At 43.6% G+C, this 12,364-nt stretch carries 11 protein-coding genes; 4 read left to right on the forward strand and 7 right to left on the reverse strand.

Annotated features, from left to right (window positions below; genetic code table 11):
- The first annotated feature begins 19 nt into the window (after window positions 1-19).
- On the forward strand, window positions 20-1,078 hold the full coding sequence (locus tag E0Z06_RS01700; protein ID WP_132581324.1) for a cache domain-containing protein: 1,059 nt from the start codon (window positions 20-22) through the stop codon (window positions 1,076-1,078).
- Here E0Z06_RS01700 and E0Z06_RS01705 read toward each other — a convergent pair.
- Together E0Z06_RS01705 and E0Z06_RS01710 are read right to left on the reverse strand one after the other, a co-directional pair.
- Window positions 1,073-1,996, reverse strand: a complete 924-nt coding sequence (locus tag E0Z06_RS01705) for a transglutaminase domain-containing protein (protein WP_132581326.1) — start codon at window positions 1,994-1,996, stop codon at window positions 1,073-1,075. The genes E0Z06_RS01700 and E0Z06_RS01705 overlap by 6 nt on opposite strands.
- Window positions 1,997-2,647, reverse strand: coding sequence for a choice-of-anchor H family protein (locus E0Z06_RS01710; RefSeq protein WP_132581328.1), 651 nt, complete (start codon window positions 2,645-2,647; stop codon window positions 1,997-1,999).
- Window positions 2,648-2,732: 85 nt separating this feature from the next.
- Here E0Z06_RS01710 and E0Z06_RS01715 point away from each other — a divergent pair, with 85 nt between their 5' ends.
- Window positions 2,733-3,575: an RluA family pseudouridine synthase gene (locus tag E0Z06_RS01715; RefSeq protein ID WP_132581330.1), complete on the forward strand. Its 843-nt coding sequence runs from the start codon at window positions 2,733-2,735 to the stop codon at window positions 3,573-3,575.
- Here the strand turns inward: E0Z06_RS01715 and E0Z06_RS01720 are convergent, their stop codons facing one another.
- From E0Z06_RS01720 to E0Z06_RS01740, 5 genes are all read right to left on the reverse strand, one after another.
- Window positions 3,576-5,615 carry a tetratricopeptide repeat protein gene (locus E0Z06_RS01720; RefSeq protein ID WP_132581332.1) on the reverse strand — a complete coding sequence of 680 codons (2,040 nt, stop codon included), beginning with the start codon at window positions 5,613-5,615 and terminating at the stop codon, window positions 3,576-3,578.
- A gap of 118 nt (window positions 5,616-5,733) precedes the next feature.
- Window positions 5,734-6,147: a group 1 truncated hemoglobin gene (locus E0Z06_RS01725; RefSeq protein ID WP_132581334.1), complete on the reverse strand. Its 414-nt coding sequence runs from the start codon at window positions 6,145-6,147 to the stop codon at window positions 5,734-5,736.
- Window positions 6,148-6,981, reverse strand: a complete 834-nt coding sequence (locus E0Z06_RS01730; protein WP_132581336.1) for a DUF3034 family protein — start codon at window positions 6,979-6,981, stop codon at window positions 6,148-6,150.
- Complete coding sequence (locus E0Z06_RS01735) at window positions 6,978-9,308, reverse strand: EAL domain-containing protein (RefSeq protein WP_207903121.1); 2,331 nt, start codon at window positions 9,306-9,308, stop codon at window positions 6,978-6,980. The genes E0Z06_RS01730 and E0Z06_RS01735 overlap by 4 nt, the downstream gene beginning before the upstream one ends.
- A 13-nt stretch (window positions 9,309-9,321) precedes the next feature.
- Complete coding sequence (locus E0Z06_RS01740) at window positions 9,322-9,954, reverse strand: carboxypeptidase regulatory-like domain-containing protein (RefSeq protein WP_132581338.1); 633 nt, start codon at window positions 9,952-9,954, stop codon at window positions 9,322-9,324.
- Window positions 9,955-10,193: 239 nt separating this feature from the next.
- Here E0Z06_RS01740 and E0Z06_RS01745 point away from each other — a divergent pair, with 239 nt between their 5' ends.
- Window positions 10,194-11,123, forward strand: coding sequence for an ATP-binding cassette domain-containing protein (locus E0Z06_RS01745; protein ID WP_132581339.1), 930 nt, complete (start codon window positions 10,194-10,196; stop codon window positions 11,121-11,123).
- Window positions 11,120-12,298: an ABC transporter permease gene (locus tag E0Z06_RS01750; protein WP_132581341.1), complete on the forward strand. Its 1,179-nt coding sequence runs from the start codon at window positions 11,120-11,122 to the stop codon at window positions 12,296-12,298. The genes E0Z06_RS01745 and E0Z06_RS01750 overlap by 4 nt, the downstream gene beginning before the upstream one ends.
- Window positions 12,299-12,364 lie beyond the last annotated feature (66 nt).

Genomic DNA, 12,364 nt, shown 5'->3' on the forward strand with positions numbered 1-12,364 from the left:
AACAATGCAAGGAAGCTGCATGAAAAACCCTGTCTACATCGAATATCGTCGTAGCACTAAGCTCGGCATCATACTATTACTGCTATTGTCCACTTTTGGTGCTTTAGTGCATTACTTTCGCAGTGTTGACGATAAGGTATTACAAACCAAGTTACGTTTAGCTGCAGCTAGTAATCAGGTTGATAGCGAATTTGTACCTATACTGGCGTTTATGGAAGCGGTACGGCGGGCTTCATTATTAAAGCTATCTATACCTGCAGAGCCAACAGAGGATATGTTGCCTTTGCTGCAACTAGACAGTGGTGTAACTGAGCAAGCGTCGCTGATGCAACTGGATGGCACTGTAAACGCTGAATTAATGATGTTACAGCGGTTACAACCTTACTTTGAATTAGCGAAAGAAACTCAACCCTATCTGGTTGGTATGTACTACTTATCAGAGCAAGGCTTTGCTTACAATGGCCAGCTTAAATGGTCCGATTATATTGCCGATTATTTGGTGCAATGGCAAAAAGATAGTAAACCTGAGCCGAACTATGAACGTGGGCAGATATTTTTTTCTAGTTTTTTGCAGCAACAGGCCGCAGTTATGTTGCCACTTTACGCTGACGATAAAAAACTTGGTCGATTTGTATTTGCCATTGAATTGGCGCCGCTATTAGCGCCAATTTATCAGCAGCACAAGGATGCTGAGTTTATGCTGTTAGATCAGTTTGGTCAGCTAATAAGTAATTCAATGACGATGCCTGTGCAGAATATTGATCAACATATGTTGCAAGTGCAGCGTCTAAGTTCTATGCCATGGTCATTAGGTTTGTTAGAACATAAAGCTAATGTATTTGCCGCCGGAGTTAAAGAGTTTGTCTGGCATTGGTTGAGCTATGCGGTGTTATTCGGCGTTTTCTTATACGCACTACAGTATCGTTATCGGCTGCGTATTTTATCGCCATCTAAGCGTTTGCTGGTGCATATAGAGCGTCTATCTAAAGGCAGCAGCCAAGGCGTGCAGCGTATACCTTATGGTTGGCATGACATATTTGAACGTATTAGTCGGTTAAGGCAAAATCCGCCGTCATAATAGCTGGTATCCGAAATGGTCATTTCGGGTATATATTTCATACTGTGGTGCAATCTGTCCGGGCGCTAATTGTGCCGGGCCAGTTGCATCGACTAGCAGGTAATCTCGTCCTTCGATACGCACACTCATATCATCGGTAGTGGGGGTTAACTGCACAGCTAGAAGTGCGTGTTCAGGCAAATAAACCATGGCCAGACGCACATCAGGCAAAAGCATCCGTAGTAATGCCGCCAATAAAACGGCTTTACTGTCACAATCGCCACGGTTTTCTTTTAGTAACTTTAAGGGTGGGTTAAAGCTCTCGCCAGACGACTGTGCTCTATTAGATAAATCCTGATAGGGAATTTGCTGTATCCAGCTGGTTAGCATAGCTAAGGATTGGCGAGTGGGCATGTTAACTAACGTATCGTGCCAAGCGGTAGCTAACGGCAGTAGATCTTGCAGGCTATCCTGCATCAATCGTTGATGATCCGGAATAATAACCAGCTCGCCCCACGGCAGTTCTAGTTGGTGATAGTATTGTTGATGCAAATAAAATGCGGTGCGTTCCTTTGTCAGTTGCGCCAGTTCGGCATTCAACTGCTGCCGTAATGTGGTGTCAGCAGTTTGTAGCTGGTAATTCAATAGGTCGGCAGGGGGGAGTTTACGCAGCTTTGCGCCCGGATATTGCGCAACATGGGCGCGTAAATCGCGCCAGAGATAGTGCTGCAGCATAACCGGTTTAAACGCGCGAAACTGCCGAAAGTGATTAGTTAGATTCTTGTTTTCAATAGCAAAACGTAACTGCTGTGCTTGCCCCATGCTGGCATAGCGGTAAGTAAACTGCGTGTGTTCAGGCAATTGTTGCATATTCAATTGCATTGGCGCCGCTATAGTTAATGGCGCCGCAAGCAACATGCACAGTAAAAGTTGTTTCATTTAACGCTGACACCTCTTAAAGCCTACTCTCGAATAGAACATTAAGCATAATACTAGCAGTGAAAAGATACCAGTTGTGCCGCCAGATACTACAACTGTGGTGTCAGTTATATAGCTGTCGCGGTCGTAATCTTCTAACGGAAGATAATCGAGGTTGCTATCGTCAAAGCCTGAAATTTCGGCTAGCAGATAGCCGGTGTTCGCATCGAACAAGCGAATGGTTAGTAGATATTCATCGGCTGGAAAACGACGTTCTAAAACCGTATCTACGGCTAACCAATCATTATTGCTTTGGCGAAATAGCTCAAAAACGCTACTGGTATAATATATTTTTTCACCACCGTAGGTCGGCAGTAACGAAAATTCGGCGAATACTTGTTGGTAAGGCATAGAGGTATCTGCATCAAACTCCACTTCTAGCTGATGAAAATAGCCGTTGTTATTAATATCGCCGCTGATCAATATATCAACACTATTAAACCAAACATGGCTTTGATAAGACTGCGTGGTAATGGCAAGTTTTTTTGGTGACGAGCTTGATTTTGCCGTGCTGTGGCGTTCGCTGCTGCTACTCAACGTTTCAGTCGCATTAACCGGTAGAGCTAAAGCTAGCAGCAAACAACTTAATAACTGTAGGTTGATATTTTTCATAACCAAATCTCCTTTTGCTTTGTTACTATTACAGGCTGCGCCGATGAATTTTGGCTGAACTTCAACGTAAAGGATGTGTAAAGCAATGAAACTGATACGCACTGTTGTTGCACCAAGCAGCGTTAATGCAATTGATTTACTCGTACAGCAAGTGCCTGAGCTGTCTAAAGGGCGGTTGAAGGATGCGATGGCTAAAGGTGCGGTGTTATTAAATAGCAAGCCGCAAAAGCGCTTACGCCGAGCCCAAACTAACCTGCAAGCCGGACAGCAGTTACAAATTCATTATGATGACGATATTTTGCAGCGTAGTTGCACCGCACCAACACTGATAAGTGATCAGCAACAGTATAGTGTGTGGTTTAAACCTGCTGGCATGTTGTCGCAGGGCAATGAGTGGGGCGATCATGTATCGCTATTACGTAGTGTTGAGCAACATTTCTCCGCTAAGCGGCCGGTGTTTTTATTACATCGACTGGACCGTGAAGCCAGTGGTTTGGTGTTAATTGCGCATAGTAAACCTTCAGCTGCAGCGTTTAGTAAATTAATTGCCGAGCATAAAATAAGTAAGCGCTACTTAATAAAAGTAAAAGGTGTGTTGGCAGATAATGTATTGCAGCCGGGCAAAATAGAATTAGCGCTAGATGGAAAAGCTTGTTTAACCCAGTTTTCTTTATACCAGGTTGACTTTGAAGCTCAGCAAAGCTGGTTAGAAGTAGATTTAATCAGTGGGCGTAAACACCAAATTCGTCGTCATTTTGCCGCACTGGGTCACCCGGTTATGGGCGATCCAGAGTACGGTGAAAATAATAAAAATAGCACAGGATTGGCATTGCAAGCGGTTAGTTTAAGCTTTGTTTGCCCGAAAGCTCGTCACAGCGTCAGCTACACTTTACCTGAGCGTCTTCGTCTTTTAGCCGTTAGTGCTTAGTTAGTTTAAGTTATCGGCGCTAGTCGCCGGTAATACCCTGTTATTGTATCGCAGCACCATACTACCTAAGCGTATTGCATTTAATAGATCCTGCCGAACCATATTACCGCGCCATTCACAGGCTCTTGGTTGTGTACTGCTTATGGACATTACATATTCGCTGGCGTCGTTATGATTGTTAGTACACAGTGCCCAGCTTGACCATAGAGCCTCACGTAGTGCAGTAATTTCTAGCGTACGCCACGGTTTTTCAAGCAGCTGCGCTAAAGGAAGATGCAAGCTAAGTAAAGATTGTTCAGCAGAGATCTCTTTTAATCTAGGTTTGAGTTGCTGTAGTAAACTAGTTTGTAAGGTACTAACTGATGCTTCGTCACCGCTTGCGGCTAACCATAACACGTCGTCATAAATACAGCTTGCGAGCAGTGTATTACTTGGTTGTTGGTGTAAAAAGTTTTGCCATAAATGCTGTAGCTGCTGTTCGCCATGCTGGCGCTTTAACTCTGGGCTATTGGTTAAGGCGTAAGCTAGTATGCTGACATCACTTGTTACTGAATGAAGCTGTATACGCTGACAAAAATTTGTCCAATTAGGTGTAGACAGTGTTAGCGTTTTTTTTGCTAATACCTTACGTCGCCATACCCAAATAAAAACCACTGCTAATATTAAGACTAATAATGCTATAGCAACGATATATAGCTTAATTCTTTGTTTTTGTTCAACATTTATTTGTTGTGTTTGCTTTAATTCGGCTTGTAGTGTTTTACTTGCCGTTACTTGGTATAGCCCCTGATTAATTAAGTCTAACTGCAGTTTGCTTTGTTCAGAAAGTTGTTCAAAACGTAGTGCGCTGGCTTGTATGCTATGGTTGTAAGCGTTAGCCCACTGGCGATCATGTGCTGCCATTTTGGCTGAAACATCATGGAAACGGTACCTTAAATAAGAAGCAGCTTGCGGCATTTGTGGGGCAAGCTCTTGCAGGTGGTGATTAGCTTGCTGGTATTGCTGCTGTTTTAGTAATAGCTCTATTAATGCTAGTAAGGTTTCGTGCGAGTACGATGATATTTGTTGTTGGCTAAACAACTGTAATGCATGATTAAAGTGCGTTAATGCTAAGTCTGCATTATTTTGCAATGCCGCTAACCGGCCTAAAGATAATGTAACAACGCCAATGCGCAGTACGTCGTCCATCTTACGTGCATGCTCTAGAGCTTCATTTAAATAATTCATCGCTTGGTCTGCGGTAGTTATGTCCTCTAAATAGGTATCAGCAATATAAATTAAGCTGTAAGTGTAGTTGGCAGTGCGCTTGAGTTGTTTGTACAAGGCGCTAGCTTGCTGTAAATGGTCGAGTGCTTGTGTGTGATATTGAATTTTTCGATAGGCCATGCCAAGCCGAAGATGAATAGACGCAAGTGCGTCGGTATCTTGCAAGCGGGTTGCTAATTCTAACGCTTCGTTTAAGTGCTGGTATGCTTGGCTATAGGCGTTGTTTTGCAGCATTAACCTGCCCAGCGTAATATGCGCCTTAAGCTCAGCATCAGGTTGCAATTGTTTTAATGCTAGCTCTAGGCTGCGTTGGGCGTAAGGGATTGCCAGTGGAATATTGCCTAATTGGTTATAGGCTTGGGCAAAGCTTTGCAACACATCACTGTATAACGCCATGCTGTCGTTATCGTCAGTATGTTGTAATAACTGTTCAGCGCTTTCTAATTGGGTAATGGCAATAGTAGTATCGCGGTATAAAATGCCATAAACCTGCGCTTTTAATAAGTAACCGTAGGCTTTAAGGTAGGCAGACTGTGCAGATTCTATTGCGCGATTTACCGCGTCCATCGCTGAGTCTTTATTAAGCAGTCGCATTTGAGTTTCGGTTAACACTAGCCAGTCTTCAGTGCTTCTGCTGGCTACTGGCATTGCTAATAGCTGCTCACTCACTTGCTCAGAATTGGTTTTTGCTTCGGCTAAACGAACTAATAGCGGTTCTGCAGCGTATGTTGCAGGCAATAGTATTAATAAAAACGATAAGATAATTAATCGCATAGTCAGCACTGTAATTTTTTCAGCAGTTTAGCCTGAATTGATGATAGCAACCATAGCTAGCGGCGCACTTCACTTATTAAAGTTAACTATGCTTTAGCAGGTTTAATTATGAAACGGCTTAGCGGTAACTAATATCTTTATACATTGGCGCCAACAGTGCCAATAATTGATTCTGGGCACTGATGCTAATGTTCTGGCGCTGCATTACCTTAGTTAAATTTTCAACTAACGCATCGTAGTTAGCTAGCGTAATATTAAAGCCTTTATGACTATCTTGCATGGTGCCGCCGCTATAAATACAAGGGCCACCAGTTAGCTGGCACAATTGCTCGGCTAATAAACGTCTAAAACGTTCAATGTCAGTGTCCGCAAAATGGTGCACGATACGTTCGTCATTAGCAATTTCGTTTAATAATGCGTCGGTTATTAAACTAATTCCGGCGTCACCGCCTAACTGCTGGTATAGGCTTGGTCTTGTATGTTGGCTGCATGCGCTGAGAAATAATAGCGTTGTAATTAGTATCCATTTCATTTACCACGCTCCTTCAATAGACAAATAATAACCTTGCTGATTGTTAAAACCGGCGATACTGCCAAGGTCTACGTAGCCTGCGGTTACAGAAACATGTTTATTAATAAACCAAGCAATAAACACATCGCGCCAATGTTGTTCATCGGCAAAGCTTAATTTGTTAGGCTTTTGTTTAAATTCTACGCCTATGGCAACATTATAATTTAACAGTAGAGCAGCTGAACCTTCGAGCATTAGTTGGTAGTTGTTATTGGTTTCGCTACCAAACCCCAGTAAACCCGTTTGATTTGCTTTAGTCGCCCGCGCTGTTGCATTAAGCAGTAAATTACGACCGGCAATCTGGTTAAAGAGTAGCTTGGTTGCAGATAAGTAGAAATCGACGCCGCTATCATCACGTGCGCCAACTGCTTTTGGCAGCGCGAAGTCACGATGCTTTTTGTACTGAATTCCCAGGCTTATTTGTGGCAGGGCGGTATACAATAGTTCGCCCGCAATGTGGTATTTTACGCCAAAGATATCTTGGCCCAGTTCACCACCTAAGCTATCAAGCTTTAAGGTTTGCCTGGCGATGGACCATTCCCAATTGTTATCATACGTAAGGCTAGCGCCAAAGGTGTTAAGCGTAAAATCATCAACACCAACCACACTAATAAACGACGTCACTGCCCATTCGTCACTACTGGCATAACCGTTAATAACAGCCCAAGGTACAATACCGCCGCCAGCGCTACCCTCAATTGAGCTAGTGCCGCCGGTAGCAATAATTTTACTATTAGCCATGCTTTTCGGGCTAAACACTAAGATAACTGCCGCCAGTAATATCATTATTTTCATTTAGAGCCTTCTGTCTCGGTGTTGCGCTGTTGTTGCGTGAATTGCATTAACCATGCTGAAAACTGCTCGGCAACCAACGGTTTAGCAAAGTAGTATCCTTGAACTTTGTCACAACCACACTGGATTAGATGTTCTAACCCCGCTTTATTTTCTAAGCCCTCGGCCGTTACTGTAAAGCCTAAGCTATGCGCTAGTTTGGTGGTTGCCGCCACAATAAGCGCGTCGTTTGTGTTGTGTTCAATGTCTTTAATAAAGGCGCGATCAATTTTAACTTCGTGTACGGGCAGTTGTTTTAAATAAGCTAGAGATGACTGGCCGGTGCCAAAGTCATCGATTGACAGTGTAATACCAAGCCCCCGTAAGCGCTGTAATTGTTGTATAACTGTGCTGGCATCTGCCATGACCGCGCTTTCGGTTACTTCTAGCGCTAGTGCTGCTGCGGGTAAGTTATGTGTCGTTAGCAGGGCGTAAATGTCATCAGCTAACTTTGGGTTTAGTAAATCGGATACCGATAGGTTTACAGCCAATTGCACCGGCATAGCATGCTGCCACCAGTAAGCGGCTTGTTTTATTACTTCAGCTAGCATCCAATTACTAATCAGGCCAATATTACCTGAATGCTCAGCTAGCTTAATAAACTGATCCGGTGGGATGAAACCAAATTCGGGGTGTTGCCAACGAATTAGGGCTTCGGCGCTACTGCATGTTTGCTGTGGAATATCGACTTTAGGTTGATACACAGCAAAAAACTGGCCGTTTTTTAATGCATTAGGTAAATCACGAATTAGCGTTAGTTCGCGCTGATGGCTTTCGTCTTGGCCTGGTGTATAAAACGCAATATGGTTTGCTGCGCCTCGTGCATTGCCCAGGGCAATGTCGACACGGCGTAATACGTCATTTATACCCGTCTCGCTGACACTAAAATGATAAATGCCGACTGTTAGCTTTAAGTTAATGGTTGAACGTTGCAGCATATAACCATCCAGTAATGGCTTGAGCAAAAGCTGTACTTGTTCAATTGATACATGACTATCGTAGAGCAGTAAAAACTCATCACCACCTAGTCGTGCTAATAGTTTTGGTGTTGGTGCAATTTGCTTTAAGCGTTCAGCAAGTTGCTGCAAAAGTAAGTCGCCGTTACTAAAGCCTAATATATCGTTAATATGTTTAAACCGCTGAATATTAAGCTGTAACAGGCAGCTGTTTGGCTTGGTTAACCAAGGTTGCAGCAAGCGCTCGGTTGCTAAACGGTTATAGCAGCCGGTTAAGCTGTCATGCTCCGTACTAAAAATAAGCTGCTGTTCTCGTTGGCGAATATCTTGCTGCATAGTGACCAGTGTACGGCTAAGCAAACCTACTTCGTCGTTGCCTTCTGCAGGTGGTGTAGCGTCAAAGCCTTGGCCGATCCGCTTAGCAAAAAGGCTTAGCGCATTTAGTGGCCCGGTAATACTTCGAGCAAAAATAATGGCAACCAGCAAAGCCAACGCAAGCGATGCACTAAAAATAAGTAACAGCTGTTGGCGAAACTGTTGATAGCTATCTAACCAACGCGCATTAGGTAAGTGCTGCACTGCCCATAGTTGCTGCTGTGCATCAAGCGCCGTTGCCAAAGAGGTGTAGTCTTGTTCGGTGTTATTTTGTGCCGTACCAGCTTGTGCAATAAGCACTGGCATAACGCGAGGCAAGCGTTGCTGGTTATCCAGATCTAGAGTTGAGGTAAATAACGTGAAATTATTATTCTTGGCGGCAATAAAGCTAATATCTAAACCAGTAATACCGGATATTTGTTCTGCCAGTGTACTGTCTAAAGGAAACCCCATGCCCACCCAAGCAATAAGATTGGGTGCTTTAACTGGCGCGAGTACTAATTGATATGCTTGACCTGCTAAATGAATAATATCGGTAACAGGTATGCTATTTTCAGTTTGGGTTTGGCTAAATAAAGGCGTTATATCTACTGCCGTAATGCTTGGCTCTGAACTAACCAGTAAATCGCCGCTGGTATCAATTAATAGCATTAGGCTGGCATTAACGCGGCTGCCATGGTTAGCCAGTGCTGATGCTATGGTTTCTTGCTCTTTTGTTGCCACTGCGCGACGAAAACCAAAATCGGTAGCAAGGATCTGCACACTGTTGCTCAATTGGCTGGCGCGGTTATTTAGTGCTTGTTTTAGTACTTTACTTGCAACGTTAAGTATTTGGCGAGCTTGAGTTTCGCTATCACGCTTTATCGTATTTAGCGTTGCTAAGCCGGTTGCTGTAGCTAGTAAGCTAAGTAACAGCAACATCACTAAGATAAATTTGGTGCGCAAAGATCTAAATATCATTAGCTTAGCGCTACTAATGGCCAAAGCCGCGTTTGGGCGCGGTTGGTAAGGCTTTTTGTTCTACCGGCAGTGTCAGCTGCTGTTCGGTGTTCGTTGTCAGTGTGATGCTGGTAATCTGTTGTGGTTGCTTTTGCCAAGGATGCCACAGTTTAAGTTGATAATTACCTGCTGGTAGATCAGAAAAAGCAGCGGTTCCTGCTCCATCAGTTACCGCAAGCAAAGGGCTTGCGCCAATATAAATATACGCTTGCATATAGTCATGAATATTACAGCCTAATACCACGATACCTTGTCGATCAAAGATGACAGGTTGTTCAGGCGTATCTGCATATAATTGTATTTCAAAGGTTTTGGCGTCTGAAAATGAATAAATATGATGCCGAGTTTTGTCTTTATTTGGAAATTCAATGGCGCTATTTATTGGTGCAGCAGTAACAAAGGGTACAAACATTAAACCTTGTTGCGCAATGCTGATCTGAGGTTGGTTCAGCTGCGGTATCGGCTGCTCTGCTATCAGCTCAATAACCGCATTAGCTAACGGGCTTGCAGCCTGATCTTGCACCTTAATTTGCAGCGTATTGGCAGCGGCATTGCAGCAGAAGAGTGTGGTGGCAAGAATTAGAGTTTTATATAAGTCCGAATTCATAATAATGCCGACAGCATAAAAATTTCCTTAACTTTAGTGATAGCGCAGAATAAGCTCAGATCCACTTTATGTTATATCGTACTAAGCATTAAAACCCTACAACCTTATCGGTTTTATTGCTGTTGTTACATATTTACTAACAAATTGCTATTGGTCGCAGTGTGTTCGGTAGTGGTAAGCTTACATTATTAGTACATAAATACAGGTTAGCCATGGTTAACCTGCTAATAGGGTTTTTTATGCAACTTATTGTTACGGCTATTAGTAAAGCGTACGCCTCGGTGCAGGCGGTAAAGCAAGTAAGTTTTCAGATTGACAGTGGCGAAATATTCGCACTGCTTGGGCCAAATGGCGCTGGAAAATCCTCTATTATTCGTATGTTAGTGGGCATGACTAAGCCTGATAGCGGCAGCATTATGATTAGTTATCAAGATCAGCAGTTTGATCATGTACCGCGCCGGTTATTAGGATACTTGCCTGAAGACCGCGGTTTATATCCAGATAAAAGTATTGAAAAAAATCTGCTGTATTTAGCGCAATTACACGGCTTAAGTAAAAGCGTTGCGTTACAAGAAATGGACTATTGGCTTGGCGAGTTTGAACTTCTTGAGCGGCGCCACGATGAGCTTAAGCAGCTATCAAAAGGTAATCAACAAAAGGTACAGTTAATAGCGGCAGTGTTGCACAAGCCGGCGCTGGTAATTCTTGATGAACCATTTTCAGGCTTAGACCCGATTAATCAAGAAAAGGTAGTGTTGTTTCTGCAGCAATTAAAACAACGCGGTATGACAGTGATCCTTAGTGCGCATCAAATGGCGATGGTAGAAAAGCTAGCCGATCACATGCTGTTAATGGCGCAAGGTCAGGTGGTTTTAGCCGGTACCTTGCAACAAATACAGCAACAGGGGCAAGGGCCGCGCGAGATGAAAGTAGGTTTTAATAGTGCTGTAAGTTTAGAGCAGTTACAGCAGCTGCCGGCATTGTTATTAGCACAACCGTTGCAGGCTAATCACTATATGCTTACCTTGGTTAACGATGTTGGTGTATCCGAATGCTTAAAGCAATTGTTAGCCTTGGCTGAGTTAACTCAGGTAGAAATGCAAACCGCGGACTTACACCAGCTCTATTTGGCGGCAATGACAAAACATAATTTGCAGGTGACAGTATGATTTCGCGTCAAAGTTTAATTGTTGCCCGCTGGGAGTTTTTGCGGTTTTTCAAGTGGAAGCAGCAGTTGGTATCTTATTTAATGATGTTAGCCGTGGTCGCAGCCATTTCATTGTGGGGCTTTTTTAATGATGAAACTAAAAAGCAATATAATATTGCGGTACCGGCTAACTTTAGCATTGAAAATACTAAACTATTTCAGTTTCAGCGGCCCAGTATCGACTTAAATACACAGCTTGAGCAAATGAAAAGTGATCAGTCTTGGCAGGCCGTTGTTACCGAACAAGAGGGTGAGATTAGCTTATATACGCTTACCGGTAAAAAATGGTTACAACAGTTAGAGAAGGTGTTGCAGCAACATTACCGACAGCAAGCTGCGCTGAATATAGGGTTGTCAGCAGAGCAATTAGCAACACTAGAGCAGCCCAAAGTTATAGCTATGCGTTATTTAGACCAAGCTTATAAGGGTAAAGATACACCGGAAAAAATGATTGCCATGGGCACGTTAATCTTGCTGCTGGTGGGGTTAAGTACCGCGTTTGGTCAGGTGCTAATGAGTATTACTGGCGAAAAGCAACAACGGGTTACCGAACAATTATATGCCATAGTTACACCGCAACAATGGATGGATGGTAAGGTATTAGGCCATAGCTTTAGTGCAATGAAAGCTATGCTAACGTCGGCATTGGTTATGCTAATAGGTTTGGCGGTAGTCAGTTTGTTTTCGTCAAAACCGGTAGATTTAAGCTGGCTAAATGTTGGTGTAATACTCTGGTTGATACCGTTTGCGCTGGCGGGAGTGTTGCTTTGTGCTAGCTTTATGGGCGCTATTGCCGCGTCTATTGATGACCCCAATAATAGCGGGAAAAGTGCAGTAATGTTGCTTACTTGGTTGCCAATGGTATTTACCTTTATGGTAATAGATAGCCCGTCAGGCCTTGGCATGACACTGCTTAGTTTTATACCTTTTACCTCGTTTGCAGCCATGCCAGTGAAAATGGCCATGATGACCGTGCCTTGGTGGCAGCCAGTGTTATCATTAGCGCTGCTGGTCGCAACTGTTTACTGGATGCGTCGTGTTGCCGGGCGGGTGTTTTTGCGTGGCATGCAAATGTACGGTAAAGAGCCATCTTGGGCTGATATAGTGCGCTGGGCGCTGAGCAATAAAACCGAGTAGACTGTCGCGTTTATGGCGAGCGTCTATTGAACTTATAGTCGTTCGCCCAAACTAACGCGGTAGAGC

Source organism: Rheinheimera sp. D18, assembly GCF_004345025.1.
Taxonomy (GTDB): domain Bacteria; phylum Pseudomonadota; class Gammaproteobacteria; order Enterobacterales; family Alteromonadaceae; genus Alishewanella; species Alishewanella metallidurans.

What these genes read in the sequence shown, in the direction of transcription:
- E0Z06_RS01700 (WP_132581324.1), top strand. Translation starts at nt 20, where the DNA reads ATGAAAAACCCTGTCTACATCGAATATCGTCGTAGCACTAAGCTCGGC.
- E0Z06_RS01705 (WP_132581326.1), bottom strand. Translation starts at nt 1,996, where the DNA reads ATGAAACAACTTTTACTGTGCATGTTGCTTGCGGCGCCATTAACTATA.
- E0Z06_RS01710 (WP_132581328.1), bottom strand. Translation starts at nt 2,647, where the DNA reads ATGAAAAATATCAACCTACAGTTATTAAGTTGTTTGCTGCTAGCTTTA.
- E0Z06_RS01715 (WP_132581330.1), top strand. Translation starts at nt 2,733, where the DNA reads ATGAAACTGATACGCACTGTTGTTGCACCAAGCAGCGTTAATGCAATT.
- E0Z06_RS01720 (WP_132581332.1), bottom strand. Translation starts at nt 5,615, where the DNA reads ATGCGATTAATTATCTTATCGTTTTTATTAATACTATTGCCTGCAACA.
- E0Z06_RS01725 (WP_132581334.1), bottom strand. Translation starts at nt 6,147, where the DNA reads ATGAAATGGATACTAATTACAACGCTATTATTTCTCAGCGCATGCAGC.
- E0Z06_RS01730 (WP_132581336.1), bottom strand. Translation starts at nt 6,981, where the DNA reads ATGAAAATAATGATATTACTGGCGGCAGTTATCTTAGTGTTTAGCCCG.
- E0Z06_RS01735 (WP_207903121.1), bottom strand. Translation starts at nt 9,308, where the DNA reads ATGATATTTAGATCTTTGCGCACCAAATTTATCTTAGTGATGTTGCTG.
- E0Z06_RS01740 (WP_132581338.1), bottom strand. Translation starts at nt 9,954, where the DNA reads ATGAATTCGGACTTATATAAAACTCTAATTCTTGCCACCACACTCTTC.
- E0Z06_RS01745 (WP_132581339.1), top strand. Translation starts at nt 10,194, where the DNA reads ATGCAACTTATTGTTACGGCTATTAGTAAAGCGTACGCCTCGGTGCAG.
- E0Z06_RS01750 (WP_132581341.1), top strand. Translation starts at nt 11,120, where the DNA reads ATGATTTCGCGTCAAAGTTTAATTGTTGCCCGCTGGGAGTTTTTGCGG.